Below are 18,474 nucleotides of genomic sequence, written 5' to 3'. Positions count from 1 at the left end.
ATGTTGATCGAAACCGAAACCACGCCCAACCCGGCCACGCTCAAATTCCTGCCCAACCGGACGGTGATGGCGGCGGGCACGCGCGACTTTGCCGCTCCCGAAGAGGCAGAAGCGTCGCCGCTTGCCGAAGCCCTTTTCGGGCTCGGGGATGTGACCGGCGTGTTTTTCGGCAGCGACTTCATCTCCGTCACCGCCGCAGCGGGTACGGACTGGAGTGTGCTCAAGCCTGACGTGCTCGGTCTGATACTCGACCATTTCAGTGCCGACATGCCGCTGTTCCGGGCTGGGTCGGCAGCCGGGATCGCGGTCGCCAGCGACAGCGGCTTTGCCGACGATCCCGAAGACGCCGACATCGTCGCGCAGATCAAGGACCTGATCGAGACGCGGATCCGCCCGGCGGTCGCCAATGACGGCGGCGACATCGTCTATCGCGGCTTCGAAAAGGGGAAGGTCTATCTCGCGATGCAGGGCGCTTGCGCCGGCTGTCCGTCGTCGAGCGCCACGCTCAAGAACGGGATCGAGCAATTGCTGCGCTATTATGTCCCCGAAGTCACCGAAGTGCGCGCAATCTGATGCCGATGCTCGACGACGCGGCGCTCGACCAGATCTTCCGTACCGCCCGCACCTACAACGGTTACACCGACGCCACGGTCAGCCGCGACGATGTCCGCGCGATCTGGGACCTGATGAAATGGGCGCCGACCTCGGCGAACCAGATGCCGGCGCGCATGATATGGTGTACGACCGATGCCGCCAAGGCGAAGCTCGCCGACTGCGTTTCCGCGCAAAATGCGCCCAAGATCCTGAAGGCACCGGTCAGCGTCATCATCGGGATGGATCGCGACTTCCACGAACATCTCCCGACGCTGTTCCCGCATGTCGATGCCAAGGCTTGGTTCGACGGGAACGCCGAATTGCGTGCGGCTTCGGCATTTCGCAACTCGTCGCTGCAGGGCGCCTATTTCATCATCGCGGCACGCGCGCTCGGGCTCGATATGGGGCCGATGTCGGGGTTTGACGGCGGCAAGATCGACACCGCATTCTTCGCCGAAACGCCTAGCGTGACGGTCAACTTCATTTCCACGCTCGGCCATGGCGACCCCGCGACGATCTTCGATCGCTCGCCCCGGCCGGACTTCGAGACGTTCAACACGATCGTCTGATCGCATGCGCACGCTTGTCATCGAGACCGCGACCGCTGCCTGCTCGGTCGCGTTGATCGCTCAGCAGCGCGTGATCGCGCGCCGCCACGAAGTGGTCGGGCGCGGCCACGCCGAACGCCTGATCGCCATGATCGCGGAACTGCCCGACGGTGGTCGGGCACCGTGCATTCTGGTCGATTGCGGTCCGGGCAGCTTCACCGGCATCCGCGTCGGCATCGCCGCTGCCCGCGGTCTTGCGCTCGGGTGGGGCGCATCGCTGCATGGCTATTCGTCGCTGGCGCTGATCGCTGCGGCGGCGTTTGACAGCATAACGGGGTGTTCCGATCTTGCGGTGGTGCTGGAAGGCGGGCATGGCGAAGTCTTCATGCAAGGCTTCGCCGCCCCTCTTCGCGCGACCGCCCCCTTTACTTCGCTTCGTCCCGAAGCGGCGCTGGCGGCAGTGCCCGCCGACCTGCCGCTCTTCGGGAACGGCGTCCGCTTCATGACCGCGCTCGATGCCAGCCGTATGTCGACCGACATGCTGCCCGACGCGGCGCATGCGACGCTGTTGCCGTCCCAATTCGCAACATTGTCGCCGGTACCGATCTATGGACGCGCGCCCGATGCCAAGCCGGCGGCACGCAAGGTCGACCTGGCGGGACGATCGACATGAGTACGATGCTGCGCGTCGACCTGCGCGGCGGCGTTGTCGCGGACCTGCCGATCGTCGATCGTATGATGCAGGCAGCGTTCGATCCGCGCTTCGGCGAAGCCTGGACGCACAACCAGGTCCTGGGGCTGCTCGCCATGCCCGGCGTCTGGTTGACGATCGCCACGCTGGGCGGCGAACCTTCCGGATTTGCCCTGTCCCGTCGTGTCTTAGACGAAGCGGAACTGTTGTTGCTGGCGACTGTTCCGGCGTTTCGGCGGCGTGGTGTCGCGGCTGCGTTGTTACGATCGGTGGTCGCCGACGCGACAAGTCAGGGGGCGCGAACCGTCCACCTCGAAGTGCGTAGTGGTAACGACGCGATCAAACTGTACCGGTCGGCAGGATTCGAGAAAGTCGGCGAACGTCATCAATACTATCGAGGACCGGCTGGTCAGGCATTCGATGCGCTGACATATCGACGCGATCTATAATGACGTATCGGTCATCTTCGTAATTGATCCTTGCATTCGAATCAGTGCAGGGCGATAGCCCGCATGTGCCACGGACTGTAATCGTGCGCACTATAGTGTGAAAGGATTCCAATGGACATCAACAGCGAGCTTCAGGACACCCTGATCACGCTTACCGCCGACATCGTCGCGGCCCACGTCAGCAACAACAGCGTCGCGGTCTCCGACCTTCCAGTGCTCATTTCCAATGTGCATGGTGCTTTGACGTCGCTCGGTGGCCCTGCCCCCGTCGCCGAAGTTCGCCAGGAGCCGGCGGTTTCGGTACGCTCTTCGATCAAGCCCGATTTCATCGTGTGCCTGGAGGACGGCAAGAAGCTGAAGATGCTGAAGCGTCACCTCATGACGCATTATCAGATGACGCCCGAGCAATATCGCGCGAAGTGGAATCTTCCGGCCGACTATCCGATGGTTGCACCCAACTATGCGGAACAGCGCCGGACCTTGGCCAAGAAGATCGGCCTGGGCACCAAGCGTCGCAAGCCGGTCGGTCGCTGATCGTCCCGCACAAGCCCTTCCCGGTGCGGGAAGGGCTTGTTGCGACTCACTATCCTCTTTCGCAATAAAGCGAAGACGCCTACATCGGGCCCATGCCCCGCCATATCGACCTTGAAGCCTTGTGCGCCGAAAAAGGCCTGCGCATCACCGACCAGCGTCGCGTGATCGCCCGCGTCCTGTCCGATGCCGAAGACCATCCCGATGTGGAGAAGGTGTATGAACGCGCCTCTGCGATCGATCCCGGCATTTCGATCGCGACGGTCTATCGTACCGTCCGCTTGTTCGAAGAGGCCGGCATTCTGGATCGGCACGATTTCGGGGACGGCCGCGCCCGCTACGAACCCGCGCCCGAGGCGCATCATGACCATCTGATCGATGTCGAGACCGGCAAGGTAATCGAATTCGTCGACCCGGAGCTGGAACAGTTGCAAAAGGCGATCGCCGAGCGGCTGGGCTTCCGACTGGTCGACCACCGCATGGAATTGTACGGCGTCGCGCTTGACCGCAAGGGCTGAAGCCGCCGCCGCCCGCGCGGCTGCGCGGGCCGATGCGGCGGCCGGACGGCCGCCCCCGATCAGCTGGCTCGGCTGGGTCCGCCTGTGGACGCGGGTGACGCTGCTCGCCTTGTCCCTGCTGATTACCATTCCGCTGCATTATCTCTGGCGCTTCGTACGCCTGTCGTCGCCCTGGCCGCGGCTGTTCCTCGGGACGGCCGCGCGGATCTGCGGCGCGCGCGTGCGGGTCGTCGGCGTACCGTTGAAGCGCGACGTCTTCTATATTTCCAACCATGTCAGCTGGGTGGACATCTGCGCGATCGCCGGGGCCAGCGGGACCGCGTTCGTCGCCAAGGCGGAAATCCGGGAAGCCCCGGTCGTCGGCTGGCTGGCGACGCTCAACCGCACCGTGTTCGTCGCGCGCGAGGATCGCCTGGGGGTCGCCGAACAGATCAACGCGCTGCGCGAGACGCTTGCCGAGAACTGGTCGGTCACCGTATTTCCCGAAGGCACGACGACCGACGGTCGCTCGCTGCTGCCCTTCAAGACCTCGATGCTCAAGGTGCTCGAACCCCCGCCCCCCGGCGTGATGGTCCAGCCGGTGCTGCTCGATTACGGGCCGGTCGGTGCGGACATCGCCTGGATCGGCGAGGAAAGCGGCAAGGCCAATGCGGTTCGCCTGCTCGCACGCGCGGAGCGGTTTCGCGTCGCGGTGCACTTCCTCGAACCCTTCTATCCGCGGGACTATCCGGGTCGAAAGGCGATCGCGGCGGAGAGCAAGCGGCGCATCGAGGCAGCGCTGTCGGTCGTGATGTGCGGGCCGGTACCGCCGTTCATCGGCCACGACGTCTGGGCCGGCAAGGGCGAGACCCTGCCCGCGGCGCTGGAGATCAAGGACCATCCCGCCGCGCGCGCCGGGGAGGCCAACGGCGTGAAGCGGACGGGGTGAAGCGGGCGCCGCGGGCGTAAATCCGCGCAACCGCCGCGCGAATCCTGGGCGGCAAAAAGGAAACGGTCGCCCCCGCCGCGTTGCGAGATCCGGCAGCAACCGAGGGGTTCATCCCCTGTCCGTTCTCGCCTATAGCGACCGCGACATGACCCCTGCCCCCAAGATTCCGCACAAAGCCCCAAAGACCTTCGCGGTCAAATCGTTCGGCTGCCAGATGAACGTCTATGACGGCGATCGCATGGCCGAACTGATGGCCGCACAAGGACTGACGCAGGCGGACCCCGCGGATGCCGATCTCGTCGTCCTCAACACCTGCCATATTCGCGAGCGCGCGACCGAGAAGGTCTATTCGGACATCGGACGGTTGCGCAAACACGGCAAGGACCCGATGATCGCGGTGGCCGGCTGCGTCGCGCAAGCCGAGGGTGCGGAAATCGTGCGTCGCGCCAAGGTAGACGTGGTCGTTGGCCCGCAAGCCTATCACAATCTTCCCGACCTGGTCGCACGGGCGGCGCGGGGCGAAGCCGCGCTCGACACGGACATGCCGGTCGACATGAAATTCGGGCATCTCCCCGCACGCCGCCGGGTCCCGCCCAGCGCGTTCCTGACGGTGCAGGAAGGGTGCGACAAATTCTGCACGTATTGCGTCGTCCCCTATACCCGCGGGGCGGAGGTGAGCCGCACCTTCGGCCAGATCGTCGACGAGGCGAAGGCGCTGGTCGAAGCCGGCGCGCGGGAAATCACGCTGCTGGGGCAGAACGTCAACGCCTGGACCGATGGCGGCCAGGGCCTGCACGATCTGATCGCGACGCTGTCCGGAATCGATGCGCTCGCCCGGATCCGCTACACCACCAGCCATCCGAACGACATGACACAGGGGCTGATCGAGGCCCACCGCGATATCGCGAAGCTCATGCCGTTCCTCCACCTGCCGGTGCAGTCCGGCAGCGACCGCATTCTGAAAGCGATGAACCGTAGCCACAGCCGGGACTCGTACCTCCGCATCCTCGACCGGGTGCGCGCGGTCCGGCCGGACATCGCGCTCTCCGGTGATTTCATCGTGGGGTTCCCCGGCGAGACCGAGGCGGATTTTGCCGATACGCTGAGCCTGGTCGATGCCGTCGGCTATGCGCAGGCGTTCAGCTTCAAATATTCGCCACGCCCGGGCACGCCCGCGGCGACGATGGGGGAGCAGGTTCCCGCCGACGTCATGGACGAGCGGCTCCAGCGGCTCCAGGCCGCGCTCAATCGGGATCAGGCGGCGTTCAACGCCGCCAGTGTCGGACGGCGGTGCCAGTTGCTGGTCGAGCGCAAGGGCAAGCTGCCCGGGCAGATGCTCGGCAAATCGCCATGGCTGCAATCGGTCCATCTCGTCACCGACGCGAAGGTCGGCGATCTGGTGACGGTCGAGATCACGCAGGCCGGGCCGAATTCCGTATCGGGCACCGAGTCGGCCGGTCTGCCGATCAGCTGAGGACGGCCACCGCGGCGACCACGCCGGTCACCACCACGCCCCACAACGCCAGCGACGCGCCGACGATGACGACCAGGCGCGTACGCATCGGCAGACGACGGAATTCGGGGTCCGCGTTCGCATCGCTCGCGCCGGTCGGCAGGGGATCGGCGCCCGTTGCGAACGGGACCACGGTCTGGACCGCACGCGCGGCCAGCACGGCTCCCTCGGACAGCGGCTGGTCGAAGGCACAGCCATATCGCTGCCCGTTGCGCCGCACGATTCGCGCGGAAACGCGCCCGATTCCAGCGATGCCGATGCTGATGTCGGACGGCACCGCAACCACGCCATCGACGACGATCAGGCATCCGGTGGTGGAAAGATCGACAACCTCGGCATCGATCGGTCGCGCGCGGTCGTCGCGGACAGTGGCGCCGGCATGGATCGGGCGACGCGGCGCCTGACGACCGCTGGGGCCCGGCTCCTGCAGGGCACCATCTTCCTGAAGAAAGAGTTGTGCAGTCAAAACCATGTACCGTTCTCCGAGAGGACACACGGCTCACACAAGAATACTAAGATTTCGTAACCCTCTTTCCTTCTTGGTCGGTAGTTTAACCTGAATTGATGATACGCTTCCCAAGCAGCTTTGGCCAGCGGCAACCTGACGTGTCGCGCCGGCCGCTCGCCGCACATGCTCTCGACAAGCAATCCGCTTTGGCGCACCATGGTGTCCATGCTTCCCGATCGCTCCTCGTCCGACCTCGCACCCGGCCAGTGGAAGCCGAATCCGCCCGCATTATGGGTGTACATTTTCATCGGCGCGGCGCGCATCATCGTGTCGGGGGTCGAGGTGGCGCTGACGCGCATCGGCGTCCGGCGCTGACACCGCGGCGTCGATTGAACGCCTGCGCATTTTTGTCTGTCACCGTTCACGACGGCGTGCCACACCGTCTCCCGGATGCAGCCCCGAACGATCCCGCCCCCCATCCTTGCCCGGCTGCCCATCGCTCCCCATGTTCGCGTTCCGTTCAGCGTCACCAGTCGTGATGCCTATCGTCCGCCTTTTCCCAGCAAAGGAATTGCATGAGCCGCAAGCCAGTCCCCGCGCAATCCGGCGACCGTAGCCGCACCGAGGTCGTGTTCGATCGCCCCCAGTTGATGGCGCAACTGTTCGGAGAGTTCGACCAGAACCTGCTCGCCCTGGAGAACAAGCTGGGCGTCTATATCACCGCGCGCGGCAACAAGGTCGGACTGGAAGGCACTGCGGAATCGGTCGCGCAGGCGCGCGACGTGCTCCACGGCCTGTACAACCGGATCGCACGGGGCGAAGTCGTCGACCCGGGCCTGATCGACGCGGTCATCGCGATGTCGAGCGAGCCGACCCTGGCCGGAATCATCCAGGCCGATGCCAGCGGCGGCGCGGTTCCGCAGATCATGATCCGCACGCGCAAGAAGACGATCGTCCCGCGCACGATCGCCCAGGCGCATTACATGCGGCAGTTGCTCAACAACGACATCATCTTCGCGCTCGGGCCAGCGGGCACCGGCAAGACCTACATCGCGGTCGCGCAGGCGGTGGCGCAGCTGATCACCGGCAGCGTCCAGCGGCTGATCCTGTCCCGCCCGGCGGTGGAAGCGGGCGAGAAACTGGGCTTCCTGCCCGGTGACATGAAGGAGAAGGTCGATCCCTATCTCCGCCCGCTCTACGACGCGCTCAACGACTGCCTGCCCGCCGAACAGGTCGAGCGGCGCATCGCGAGCGGCGAGATCGAAATCGCGCCGATCGCGTTCATGCGCGGGCGGACGCTGGCGGATGCGTTCATCATCCTCGACGAAGCGCAGAACACGACGCCCGCGCAGATGAAGATGTTCCTGACGCGCTTCGGCGAGAACAGCCGGATGGTAGTGTGCGGCGATCCCAAGCAGACCGATCTTCCCGGCGGCATGAACGCGTCGGGGTTGAACGACGCGGTCGGACGCCTCGAGGGAGTCGAGGGGTTGTCGATCTGCCGGTTCGGGTCGGGCGACGTGGTACGCCATCCGATCGTCGGGCGGATCGTCGAAGCCTATGAGGGGGCGAGCTGACGAAGCCGTCACCCCGGCAAAGGCCGGGGCCGCTGCGTTACCCGGGCGTCATCCGCGATAACGACACGGCCCCGGCCTTCGTCGGGGGTGACGAGAGCGCAGACAGGATGCCGCGCGTGCTACGCTCCGGGTGCATTTGCTCGATCGCCGGCGCCCGCTGATACCCTGGCCTCGGTCCAGACCGGCGTGGATCGAGGCTGGGGAATCCCCTAGGCCGGGAGTGCCCGCGTACCGCTATCGGAGGAGGGAGGCGTCCCCGTTCGCAGGAGCCGTCTTGTCTCGATGCGCGCGAGGATCCGATGGAAAATCCGTACAGGTCGCTTCCTGATGCCGCTTTCTGGCGCCGTTCCGTTGCGGCATGCCCGGGGGACAGCATCGACCCGGTCGTCGACATCCCCTTCCGGCTGTTTCGCAGGGACCGCATCGCGACCGCGGGCAGTTGCTTCGCGCAACATCTGTCCCGGGAATTGCGCGCCGCCGGCTTCGCACCCATCGTTGCGGAGGGAAATCCCCCGGATCCCCGCGACGTGGCGGCGCACGCAGCGTTCTCGGCCGCTTACGGCAACATCTACACCGCGCGCCAGCTGCTCCAGCTGTTCGAGCGTGCGTTCGGACTGCGCGATCCGCACGACACTGCCTGGCGTCGCGCGGATGGTCGCTATGTCGATCCGTTCCGACCGACGATGTGCACCGCTGGCTTCGATTCGCCCAAGGCGGTCGCGACGGCGCGCGTCGGGCATCTCGACGCGGTGTGCCGGATGTTCGAGACGTGCGACGTCTTCATCTTCACGCTCGGGCTGACCGAATGCTGGATCGCGGACGCGGATGGCGCGGTCTTCCCGATCACGCCCGGCGTGGAAGCCGATCCGGGATCCGGCGCCTATCGGTTCCACAACATGACGGTAGAGGAGGTGGTCGACGACATGCGCCGGTTTCTCGCGCTGCTGCGCGAGGTCAATCCGCGCGTGCGCGTGCTGCTAACCGTGTCGCCCGTTCCGCTGATCGCGACCTATGTTCCCCGCCACGTGCTGGTTTCGACGATCGCGAGCAAGGCGATCCTGCGCGTTGCAGCCGACATGCTGTCCGAGTCCGAGCCCGACCTGGCCTATTTCCCGTCTTACGAGATCATCACCGGGCCACAAGCGCGCGGACGGTATTTCGAGGCGGATCTGCGATCGATCACCGCCGACGGCGTGGCGCACGTGATGCGGGTGTTTTCGCGTCATTATCTCACCACGGACGACGACGATCGCAGACCGCCGGACGAGCAGCCCGACCGAGCAATCGACGAGGCGGACGTCGCCGGATCACTCCAGCGCTTGCAGGCGCTCGGGCGAATCATCTGCGACGAGGAATTGCTCGATCCGGAACGGAGCGCGCAATGAAGATCGCCGTCGTCGGCAATTGCCAGTGCGAGAGTTTTGCCGCGTGGGCGCGACTGGCGATCCCGGATGCAGAGGTCACGACCGTCCACCTGACGTGTGTGTATCATCCGGACTACGAACAGTTGGTCGTAGCCGAGTTGGAGACCGCCGACATCGTCTTGTCGCAAGGGGTCGAATGGCCGCACCACGGGCCCGTTCGTGCCGCGGCCATCGCCGCGCGGCCCAAGACCACGCATTGGCCAGGCTTCGGTTTCGACGGCTTCCACCCCGACAGCGCCTATTTGCTCGACTCGGCGGGCGGGGTGGTCCGGTCGGTGATGGGGGATTACAATTCGCGGATCATCGCGGCCGCCTTCGTCGCCAATCGCACCCCGGCGCAAACGCGTCGCCTGTTCAACAGCCTCAGCTACGCCCGTCTCGGCTATTTCGACGCCTTTCCAAAAGCGCGGGCAGCGGCCACGCTGTGGCTCGGCGAGCATGGATTGGAAGCCGAGCGACTGTTTACGGAATGGCTCGGCGCAGGTTCTTTCATGCATACGGTCAACCATCCCGCGATCCGGGTCGTCGCCGACATTGCGCGGCATGCGCTGACGCAGGCTGGATTGGAGATCCGCGAAGACGTGCCCGCAATTACCGACGATCCGATGGCGGGATGCAAATGGCCGATCTATCCCGAGATCGCGCGTCGGATCGGCCTTGCCGGGGACATGCTGTTCGTCACCGGTCATCCCGGCGCACAGGGATTGACGCTGGAGCAGATGATCGACGGCAGCTTCGAGGCCTATGCCGCCTTGCCACCGGGTACGCTCGCCGAGATCGCGACGATCAAATCCGCCGTCGCCACCCTGCAACTGTGATGGATCCTTCCGCGTGCATCGCTGCCGCTGGCTGAAGCGATGGAGACCGACCTTGCCCTCGCTCAACGCGCGCGGTTATGCAGGAGCGTTCACTCCATCGGCCCCGTCCATCGGCGAATGCGTCGCGCGCGCTTCGCAGGCAAGCGGGTATCAGAAGGCAGTGATCTTGCGCACTCCGGTCTCAAGGACGCGATAGTTTCATGATCCTCGTCGAACTGCAGCAGGAAGACATCTGGCCCCAATATGACTGGGAGGCGCTCGCAACGCGGGCTGCAACCGCCGCTCTGGAACGCACGCCGCATGCCGAACTCGCCACCGGTGCCGCAACGGTCGAGATTTCGGTGCGGCTGACCGACGACGCCGAAGTGCAGACGCTGAACGCGCAATATCGCCACAAGGACAAGCCGACCAACGTGCTGTCCTTCCCGATGGTCCAGGCCGATCTGCTCGACACGATCGCGCAGAATTCTGACGATGGTGAGGTGCTGCTCGGCGATATCGTACTCGCCTACGAGACGTGCGCCCGCGAGGCGGCGGAAAAAGATATCGCGGTCGAAACGCATGCAACGCATTTGATCGTGCATGGCACGCTGCATTTGCTAGGGTATGATCATCTGGACGATGACGAGGCGGGGGCGATGGAAGCGATCGAGGTCGCGGCCCTCTCCGCGCTGGGCATCGCCGACCCGTATCTGATCGACGAGGACTAACCCAAGCTCATGCCCGACGGCCAAAGTACGACCGGCACCGCCAATCCTAACGGCGGTGTCACCCATGCCTCCCCCGGGCATGAAACCAGCATTTGGCGGTCGTTCCGCAGCTGGATCTCGGGCCATTCGGGCGACGAATCGCTCCGCGCGACGCTCGAGGAAGCGATCGACGCGCATGAGGACGACCCCGCGCCCGACGCCAAGGGGGATCTGTCCCCGCTCGAGCGGACGATGGTCCGCAACCTGCTCCACTTCGGCGAGCGCGATGCGGGCGACGTCGGCGTGCCGCGCGCGGATATCGTCGCGGTCGAGGAAAGCACCAGCTTCGCCAATCTCGTCGCTCTGTTCGCCGAGGCCGGGCACAGCCGCCTGCCGGTGTACCGCGAGAAGCTCGATACGATCATCGGCATGGTCCACATCAAGGACGTGTTCCAGATCCTCGCGACCGGCGCCGAGCATCCCGACAGCATCGCGCCGCTGATCCGCGAGCCGCTCTACGTGCCGATGTCGCGCGGCGCGCTCGATCTGCTTGCGGACATGCGGCAGAAGCGGGTGCATCTCGCGATCGTGCTCGACGAATATTTCGGGACCGAGGGGCTCGTCACGATCGAGGACCTGATCGAGGAGATCGTCGGCGACATCGAGGACGAGCATGACGACGCGCCGACCGCGTTGCTCGTGCCGCTGGACGGTGGCGCCTGGGATGTCGATGCGCGCGCCGAGCTCGAGGATGTCGGCGAGACGATCGACGAGCGGCTCGCGGAGGTCGATGGCGACATCGACACGATCGGCGGGCTTGCCGCGGTGCTTGCGGGGCACATGCCCAAGGTCGGCGATTGCATCGTCCACGACAGCGGCTGGACGCTCGAGATCGTCGCGGCGGATCCGCGCCGCGTGCTGAGCCTGCGCCTGCATCCGCCACGGTCGGTGCAGGAGGGGCGGGAAGACTAGGTAAGGTTGCGCTTACCATTCACGCTTCCCCGGCGAAGGCCGGGGCCCAGGAGCGGAACGCCGAAAGGTGAGGACTGCGCTCCGTTACCTCGGCCATCTCGACTGGGCCCCGGCCTTCGCCGGGGAAGCGAACGGTTTCAGAGCGAAACACAGCTTCCCAAATATCACCCAACCGATCACTCTCTTCGGATTAATGCATTTCCTCAATTGCGCCGGTCGTGGCAGTCTCCAGCCTGAGTTTACAAGAGTCGATTGGAGAGACCCATGGACGCAATCACCACAGGCAGCCCGCTGAGCGATCCGAGCAAGGAGCCGGCTGCGCTCCGCTCTTTGCTCGGCCGCACCAACCGCGATTGGTGGCCCAACCAGCTCAGCCTCGAAATCCTGCAGCAGAACGGCTTGTCGGCAAACCCGATGGGCGACGACTTCGATTATGCCGAAGCGTTCAACGCGCTCGACTACGCCGCGGTAAAGCGCGATCTGACCGCGCTGATGACCGACAGCCAGCCGTGGTGGCCGGCGGATTACGGGCATTACGGCCCGTTCTTCATCCGCATGGCGTGGCATTCCGCCGGTACCTATCGCACCGGTGACGGTCGCGGCGGATCGTCGTCGGGCTCGCAGCGCTTTGCGCCGCTGAACTCCTGGCCGGACAACGGCAACCTCGACAAGGCGCGTCGCCTGTTGTGGCCGATCAAGTCGAAGTACGGCAAGCAGCTGAGCTGGGCCGATCTGTTCATCATGGCGGGCAACGTCGCGATCGAATCGATGGGCGGCCCGGTGTTCGGCTTCGGTGGCGGACGCGAGGACGTGTTCGAGCCGATGAAGGACATCTACTGGGGCACCGAAGAGGAATGGCTCGGCGATACGCGGATCGAGGAGGAAGAGGGCCGCGCGCTCGAGAGCCCGCTCGCCGCGATCCAGATGGGCCTCATCTACGTCAACCCGGAAGGCCCGGGCGGCTGCCCCAACCCGATGGGCTCGGCGCGCGACATGCGCGAGACGTTCGCGCGCATGGGGATGAACGACGAGGAAACCGTCGCGCTGACCGCCGGCGGCCACACCTTCGGCAAGGCGCACGGCGCGGGTGACGCCTCGCTCGTCGGCGTCGAGCCCGAGGGTGCGGATATCGCGACGCAGGGTCTTGGCTGGACCTCGACGCACGGCACCGGGATGGGCGACGACACGATCACCTCGGGGATCGAAGGCGCCTGGACCCCGACGCCGATCACCTGGGACCAGACCTATTGGGACATGCTGCTCGACCACGAGTATGAACTCGTCAAGAGCCCGGCAGGCGCGCACCAGTGGCAGCCGGTCGGCAACCCCGAGGAAACGCTCGCCCCCAAGGCGCACACCCCCGGCGTCAAGGTCCCGACGATGATGACGACCGCCGACATGGCGCTCAAGAAGGACCCGGCCTACCTCGAGATCAGCAAGCGTTTCCAGAAGGACCCGGCGGCGTTCGCCGATGCCTTCGCACGCGCCTGGTTCAAGCTGACCCACCGCGACATGGGGCCGAAGGTCCGCTATCTCGGTCCCGACGTTCCGGTCGAGGACCTGATCTGGCAGGACCCGATCCCCAAGGCGGACTATCCGCAGATCGACGCGGGTGACATCGGTGGCCTCAAGCAGGCGATCGCCAATTCGGGGCTTTCGGTCGCCGAGCTGGTGACGACCGCCTGGGCGTCGGCATCGACCTATCGCCAGTCGGACCACCGTGGCGGCGCGAATGGCGGGCGGATCCGGCTCGCGCCGCAGAAGGACTGGGAAGTCAACCAGCCCGAGCAGCTCGCCAAGATGCTTGGCATCTATGAGGGCATCAAGGCCGACTTCGACGGTCAGGGTAGCAAGAAGGTGTCGATCGCGGATCTGATCGTGCTCGGTGGTTCGGTCGGGGTCGAGGCGGCGGCGAAGGCGGCCGGCAAGACGATCGAAGTGCCGTTCCTGCCGGGTCGGACCGATGCGTCGGCCGAGCAGACCGATGCCGCGAGCTTCGACGTGCTCGAGCCCAAGGCGGACGGCTTCCGCAACTATCTGTCGGTCAAGTTCAGCGTTCCGACCGAGGAACTGCTGGTCGACAAGGCGCAGTTGCTCGGGCTGAGCGGCCCGCAGATGGCAGTGCTGCTCGGCGGACTTCGCGTGCTCGGGGCGAACCACCCCAAGGCCGAGAACCACGGTGTCTTCACCGACCGCAAGGGTCAGCTGACCAACGACTATTTCGTCAACCTGCTCGACATGCAGACCGCATGGAAGCAGATCAGCGACGAAAGCGACGAGGAATATCTCGGCACGCGGCGCGCGACCGGCGAGCAGAAGTGGACCGCCTCGCGCACCGACCTGGTGTTCGGCGCGAACTCGCAGCTGCGGACCGTCGCGGAGGTCTATGCCTCGGCGGATGCTGGCGACAAGTTCGTCAAGGACTTCGTCGACGCGTGGGTCAAGGTGATGAACGCGGACCGGTTCGACGTCGCGTCGGGCCATGTCGAAGGCGAGCCTGCGGTCGCCTGATAGGGGCGTGAGGATCCGGCGAAGGCCCGGGGGTGCAGGTTTCTCGCCTGTGCCCCCGGGCTTTCGCTTTTTTAGGGTCTGGTGTCGGACTTGGGTTGCGTCCGGCTAAAGTGGCGGCCCCGGCCTTCGCCGGGGTGACGGGTGTGTTGACGTCACCCCGGCGAAGGCCGGGGCCGCCATGTTCGGGGCACCACCGCGGCCACAAAGCCCCCTTCCAACAAGCCCCCCGCCCCCCTATCACCACCCCATGCGCAAACATATTCTCATCCTCCTCGGCATCTTCGTCGTCGTCGGCGCGGCGGTCCTCTGGTGGATGTTCCAGCCCGAACCCGCCCAGCTCCCGATCGCCCAGGTCGAAGGCGAACGCCCGACCATCGCCGCACCCCGCGAACAGACGATCCCGACCACGCAGGTCGCCAAGGCGGTCGGCTGGCCGGCGGGCGCGACTCCGGTCCCCGCCGCCGGGCTCAAGGTCGCCGCGTTCGCGCGAGGGTTGGAGCACCCGCGCTGGCTCTATCGGCTGCCCAATGGCGACGTGCTGGTCGCCGAGACCAATTCGCCGCCGCGCAAGGGCCGCAGCATCACCGACACCGTGATGCGCTACCTGCTCGGACGCGCGGGCGCGGGCGTTCCCTCCGCCAATCGCATCACGCTGCTGCGCGACGCGAACGGCGACGGCGTCGCGGAACAGAAGACCGTGCTGATCGGCGGGCTCAACTCGCCCACCGGCATGGCGCTGCTCGGGGGCTATCTCTACATCGCCAACACCGACGCGCTGGTCCGCGTGCCGTTCAAGACCGGCGAGACGAAGATCACCGCGACGCCTGATAAGGTGATCGCGCTCAACGGCGGCGGCAACCATTGGGCGCGCACGCTGCTCGCGGACCCGAACGGCAAGTATCTCTACGTCGGCGTCGGCTCGTCGTCTAACATCGCGGAAAACGGCATGGATAAGGAAAAATACCGCGCCAACATCCTCCAGGTCGACCCGCAGGCGAAGACGTTCCGCGTGTTCGGCGCTGGCCTGCGCAACCCGCAGGGGATGGCGTTCGAGCCCAAGTCGGGCGGGCTGTGGGTCGCGGTCAACGAGCGCGACATGCTGGGCTCGGACATCGTCCCCGATTACATCGCGCGGGTCGGCCTCGGGGACAACTTCGGCTGGCCGTGGTATTATTGGGGTGGCTATCCGGATGCGCGAGTGAAGCCCGAGAACCCGGCGTTGCAGGAATATTCCAAGCGCCCCGATTTCGCGATGGGGCCGCATGTGGCCGCCCTCGGGCTGACCTTCGCGAACGACGCGAGACTCGGGGCGGCGTATGCGAACGGCGCTTTTGTCGGCGAGCATGGCTCGTGGAACCGCGTGCCGGTGTCGGGCTACAAGGTCGCGTTCGTGCCGTTCGGCGAGCTCGGCTTCCCCAGGAAGGGTGCAAAGCCGGTCGACGTGTTGACGGGGTTCCTCAACGCCAAGGGCGAGGCGCAGGGCCGTCCGGTCGGCGTGACGTTCGATCGCGGCGGCGCGCTGCTGGTCGCGGATGACGTCGGCAACACGGTGTGGCGGGTCAGCGCGAAGTAGCCGTTCTTCTCCCCTCCCTGGAAGGGAGGGGCCGGGGGTGGGTCGCTATGGGGCGGGCGCTGGTCCCAATTCACACCGACCCACCCCCACCCCTCCCTTCCAGGGAGGGGAGACGCCTACAACCAGCGCTACTCCAGCATCTTCGGCGCTTCCTTCGCCAGCTTCGCGCGGATCTTGTCCGCGAACAGCGCGAGGAACGGCGGCAGGTCGACCTCGGCACGGACCGACGTCTCCGCCACCGTCAGCCGGCTCGCGACGCGCTGCCCCATCGCCGCGACGGTGAAGAACATCGTGTCCCCCTCCCAGCGATGATCGACCGCGGCACCGCCCGGGAACATCCCCGCGAGCTTGCCGATCCCGCCATCAACGCGCGCGCGCGCGGCGGCGAGGCCGAGCTTGTGGGGGATATCGACGACAATCGGTTCGCTCATGGTCTGTCCTTCACGCGACGGCGTATCACTGCGCGAAGATCATCGCGTCGTCGGCAAACGCCTTGAACTCGAGCGCGTTGCCGCTGGGATCATAAAAGAACATCGTCGCCTGCTCGCCCGGCTGCCCGACGAAGCGCGTGTGCGGTTCGATCCCGAAGCGAGTCCCCGCCGCGGTCAGCCGCTCCGCGAGCGCGTGCCAGTCGGGCATCGTCAGCACGACGCCGAAATGCGGCACGGGGACGGCGTGCCCGTCGACCGCGTTCGACACCGCGACCGGCTTTGCGGCGGGGTCGAGATGCGCGACGATCTGGTGGCCGTAGAGATCGAAGTCGATCCACTGATCCGAACTGCGCCCCTCTGTGCACCCGAGCGTCCCGCCATAGAAGGCGCGCGCGGCGGCGAGATCGTGGACGGGAAAGGCGAGGTGGAAGGGGCGGGTCATGCGCGGACGATAGCGGCGGGGGTGGGGGGCGTCACGTTCAGACTGGCTGCTGACCCCGAGCCGCCAACATCATGCCACTTCCCCGGCGAAGGCCGGGGCCCAGGAGAGGAGCGGAGGATTGCTGGCCGCTGCGCTTCGTTACCTCGGCCATCGCTCCTGGGCCCCGGCCTTCGCCGGGGAAAGGGAGAGAGGGGAAGCGCAAGTAGGGAAACTGCGAGGGCGCGCGCTCCCCCGTTGCGTCCCCACCTCGATAACGCGATAGCCACCGCATGACCCAGCGCCCCGCCCTCTTCTCCTTCCTCCTCGGCGGGATCGCTGCGGTCGGCTTTGCGCCGCTTGCGCTCTGGCCGGTCACGCTCGGCTGTTTCGCCGCTTGGATGCTGCTGGTGCATCAGGCCCCCACCCGGCGTGCGGCGCTGTGGCGCGGGTGGCTGTTCGGGGTCGCGCATTTCTCGATCGGCAACAACTGGATCGCCAAGGCCTTCAGCTTCCAGGACGCGATGCCGCATGCGCTCGGTTTCTTCGCGCCGATCCTGCTGTCGCTGTATCTCGCGATCTTCCCGATGGCGGCGGCGGGGGTCGCGTGGCGGCTGCGCAAGCCAATGCTCGACGCGTCCTACGTGCTGATCTTCGCGACCGCCTGGATCGCGACCGAATATCTGCGCGGTACGCTGTTGACGGGCTATCCGTGGAACCCGCTCTCCGAACTCTGGCTCCCGACCCCGGTCGCGGCGAGCGGCGCCTGGCTCGGGACCTATGCGCTGTCGGGTATCGCGGTGCTGGCCGCAGGCGCGATCCTGCTCGCGGTCCGGCGGATGTGGCGCTTTCCGGTCGCGGTCGGTGGGGTGCTCGTCGTGCTGTCGCTGGCTGCGTTCGACCCGACGACCTCCCCCGCACCGCTCGCCAACGCGCCGCGCATCCGCGTCGTCCAGCCCGATCTCGACCAGGAACAGCGCCCGCGCGAGGATTATGCCGAGACCAACCTCCGTGCGCTCGCGGGGCTCAGCGGCACCCCGCACGCCGCGCCGCGCCTGATCGTCTGGCCCGAGGGCGCGCTGCGCTATCTCCCCGAGGATGGCTATCCCCCGCAATATTACTTCCGCGGCGCGCCGTTCGTCACGCGCTCGCGGATCGCCGCGCTGCTCGGCCCGCGCGATGTCGTGCTGACCGGCGGTAACGCACTGACCTTCGACAAGGCTGGCGAGGTCAACGCCGCGACCAACGCGATCTTCGCGATCGATGCGCAAGCCAAAATCATCGGCCGCTACGACAAGGCGCATCTCGTGCCGTGGGGCGAATATCTCCCCGCGCGCCCGCTGATGTCCGCGATCGGCCTGTCGCGGCTCGTCCCCGGCGACCTCGATTTCGCACCGGGCAAGGGGCCGGACGGGCTCGACATTCCCGGCATCGGCCGGGTCGGGTTCGCGATCTGTTACGAGATGATCTTCTCGGGTTCGATCGTCGACCGCAAGCATCGTCCGGCGCTGATCTTCAACCCCTCGAACGACAGCTGGTACGGCAGCTGGGGCCCCGCCCAGCATCTCGCGCAGGCGCGAATGCGCGCGATCGAGGAGGGCTTGCCGATCATCCGCGCGACCCCGACCGGCATTTCCGCGATCATCGACGCGCGCGGTCATGTCCTCGCGTCGATCCCGTGGGAGACGAAAGGCGCGATCGAACTGCCGATCCCGGCGGCGGCACCACCCACCCTGTTCGCGCGTATGGGCAACCTGATGGCGCTCCTGTGCGGGGTCCTGCTGGCGCTAACGGCAATTGCCATCCGCCGACGGGCGCGATAGGAGCACATATAAGGAAAG

The 18,474-nt window shown here is 66.1% G+C and carries 20 protein-coding genes; 17 read left to right on the top strand and 3 right to left on the bottom strand.

Features of this window, described 5'->3' with window-relative positions:
- From L8G49_RS16455 to miaB, 8 genes are all read left to right on the top strand, one after another.
- Nucleotides 1–573, top strand: a complete 573-nt coding sequence (locus tag L8G49_RS16455; protein WP_242138749.1) for a NifU family protein — start codon at nucleotides 1–3, stop codon at nucleotides 571–573.
- On the top strand, nucleotides 573–1,163 hold the full coding sequence (locus L8G49_RS16450) for a malonic semialdehyde reductase (RefSeq protein WP_242138444.1): 591 nt from the start codon (nucleotides 573–575) through the stop codon (nucleotides 1,161–1,163). The genes L8G49_RS16455 and L8G49_RS16450 overlap by 1 nt, the downstream gene beginning before the upstream one ends.
- A gap of 4 nt (nucleotides 1,164–1,167) precedes the next feature.
- On the top strand, nucleotides 1,168–1,815 hold the full coding sequence (gene tsaB, locus L8G49_RS16445) for a tRNA (adenosine(37)-N6)-threonylcarbamoyltransferase complex dimerization subunit type 1 TsaB (protein WP_242186797.1): 648 nt from the start codon (nucleotides 1,168–1,170) through the stop codon (nucleotides 1,813–1,815).
- Entirely contained in the window at nucleotides 1,812–2,282 is a 471-nt protein-coding gene (locus L8G49_RS16440; RefSeq protein ID WP_242138442.1) for a GNAT family N-acetyltransferase, read from the top strand. The genes tsaB and L8G49_RS16440 overlap by 4 nt, the downstream gene beginning before the upstream one ends.
- 111 nt (nucleotides 2,283–2,393) lie before the next feature.
- Entirely contained in the window at nucleotides 2,394–2,816 is a 423-nt protein-coding gene (locus tag L8G49_RS16435) for a MucR family transcriptional regulator (protein ID WP_242138441.1), read from the top strand.
- A 92-nt stretch (nucleotides 2,817–2,908) separates the two neighbouring features.
- Complete coding sequence (locus L8G49_RS16430) at nucleotides 2,909–3,331, top strand: Fur family transcriptional regulator (protein ID WP_242138440.1); 423 nt, start codon at nucleotides 2,909–2,911, stop codon at nucleotides 3,329–3,331.
- The gene (locus L8G49_RS16425) at nucleotides 3,315–4,259 is read left to right on the top strand and encodes a lysophospholipid acyltransferase family protein (protein ID WP_242186796.1); all 945 of its coding nucleotides are present in this window, start codon (nucleotides 3,315–3,317) and stop codon (nucleotides 4,257–4,259) included. The genes L8G49_RS16430 and L8G49_RS16425 overlap by 17 nt, the downstream gene beginning before the upstream one ends.
- 145 nt (nucleotides 4,260–4,404) lie before the next feature.
- Nucleotides 4,405–5,733: a tRNA (N6-isopentenyl adenosine(37)-C2)-methylthiotransferase MiaB gene (gene miaB / locus L8G49_RS16420; RefSeq protein WP_277923320.1), complete on the top strand. Its 1,329-nt coding sequence runs from the start codon at nucleotides 4,405–4,407 to the stop codon at nucleotides 5,731–5,733.
- Here miaB and L8G49_RS16415 read toward each other — a convergent pair.
- Nucleotides 5,726–6,244 (bottom strand): PilZ domain-containing protein, encoded by a 519-nt coding sequence (locus L8G49_RS16415; RefSeq protein ID WP_242138438.1) that lies wholly within the window; start codon nucleotides 6,242–6,244, stop codon nucleotides 5,726–5,728. The genes miaB and L8G49_RS16415 overlap by 8 nt on opposite strands.
- A 201-nt stretch (nucleotides 6,245–6,445) precedes the next feature.
- Between L8G49_RS16415 and L8G49_RS16410 the strand changes: the two genes are divergently transcribed.
- The 8 genes from L8G49_RS16410 (at nucleotide 6,446) to L8G49_RS16375 (ending at nucleotide 15,784) form a co-directional block, all read left to right on the top strand.
- Nucleotides 6,446–6,595, top strand: coding sequence for a hypothetical protein (locus tag L8G49_RS16410; protein WP_242138437.1), 150 nt, complete (start codon nucleotides 6,446–6,448; stop codon nucleotides 6,593–6,595).
- A 200-nt stretch (nucleotides 6,596–6,795) separates the two neighbouring features.
- Nucleotides 6,796–7,797, top strand: coding sequence for a PhoH family protein (locus tag L8G49_RS16405; RefSeq protein ID WP_242138436.1), 1,002 nt, complete (start codon nucleotides 6,796–6,798; stop codon nucleotides 7,795–7,797).
- Nucleotides 7,798–8,096: 299 nt separating this feature from the next.
- Nucleotides 8,097–9,182 carry a GSCFA domain-containing protein gene (locus L8G49_RS16400; protein ID WP_242186795.1) on the top strand — a complete coding sequence of 362 codons (1,086 nt, stop codon included), beginning with the start codon at nucleotides 8,097–8,099 and terminating at the stop codon, nucleotides 9,180–9,182.
- Nucleotides 9,179–10,039 (top strand): WcbI family polysaccharide biosynthesis putative acetyltransferase, encoded by an 861-nt coding sequence (locus L8G49_RS16395; RefSeq protein WP_242186794.1) that lies wholly within the window; start codon nucleotides 9,179–9,181, stop codon nucleotides 10,037–10,039. The genes L8G49_RS16400 and L8G49_RS16395 overlap by 4 nt, the downstream gene beginning before the upstream one ends.
- Before the next feature lie 200 nt (nucleotides 10,040–10,239).
- Nucleotides 10,240–10,749 (top strand): rRNA maturation RNase YbeY, encoded by a 510-nt coding sequence (gene ybeY, locus L8G49_RS16390; RefSeq protein WP_242186793.1) that lies wholly within the window; start codon nucleotides 10,240–10,242, stop codon nucleotides 10,747–10,749.
- 9 nt (nucleotides 10,750–10,758) lie between these two features.
- Entirely contained in the window at nucleotides 10,759–11,700 is a 942-nt protein-coding gene (locus L8G49_RS16385; protein WP_242186792.1) for a hemolysin family protein, read from the top strand.
- 264 nt (nucleotides 11,701–11,964) lie between these two features.
- Nucleotides 11,965–14,211: a catalase/peroxidase HPI gene (katG, locus tag L8G49_RS16380; RefSeq protein ID WP_242186790.1), complete on the top strand. Its 2,247-nt coding sequence runs from the start codon at nucleotides 11,965–11,967 to the stop codon at nucleotides 14,209–14,211.
- Between the two features lie 247 nt (nucleotides 14,212–14,458).
- A complete protein-coding gene (locus L8G49_RS16375; RefSeq protein ID WP_242186789.1) occupies nucleotides 14,459–15,784 on the top strand; it encodes a sorbosone dehydrogenase family protein in 1,326 nt (441 codons plus the stop codon).
- A 128-nt stretch (nucleotides 15,785–15,912) separates the two neighbouring features.
- On the opposite strand, the gene L8G49_RS16370 is transcribed toward L8G49_RS16375, so the two are convergent.
- Complete coding sequence (locus L8G49_RS16370; RefSeq protein ID WP_010218730.1) at nucleotides 15,913–16,215, bottom strand: polyhydroxyalkanoic acid system family protein; 303 nt, start codon at nucleotides 16,213–16,215, stop codon at nucleotides 15,913–15,915.
- A 25-nt stretch (nucleotides 16,216–16,240) separates the two neighbouring features.
- The gene (locus L8G49_RS16365) at nucleotides 16,241–16,657 is read right to left on the bottom strand and encodes a VOC family protein (RefSeq protein ID WP_242186788.1); all 417 of its coding nucleotides are present in this window, start codon (nucleotides 16,655–16,657) and stop codon (nucleotides 16,241–16,243) included.
- Between the two features lie 269 nt (nucleotides 16,658–16,926).
- Here L8G49_RS16365 and lnt point away from each other — a divergent pair, with 269 nt between their 5' ends.
- Entirely contained in the window at nucleotides 16,927–18,456 is a 1,530-nt protein-coding gene (gene lnt, locus L8G49_RS16360) for an apolipoprotein N-acyltransferase (RefSeq protein WP_242186787.1), read from the top strand.
- The last annotated feature ends 18 nt before the right edge of the window (nucleotides 18,457–18,474 follow it).

This window comes from Sphingomonas sp. CARO-RG-8B-R24-01 (assembly GCF_022662295.1).
Taxonomy (GTDB): domain Bacteria; phylum Pseudomonadota; class Alphaproteobacteria; order Sphingomonadales; family Sphingomonadaceae; genus Sphingomonas.
The sequence above is the reverse complement of the archived record's forward strand: the minus strand, read 5'-3'. Positions and strand labels throughout refer to the sequence as shown.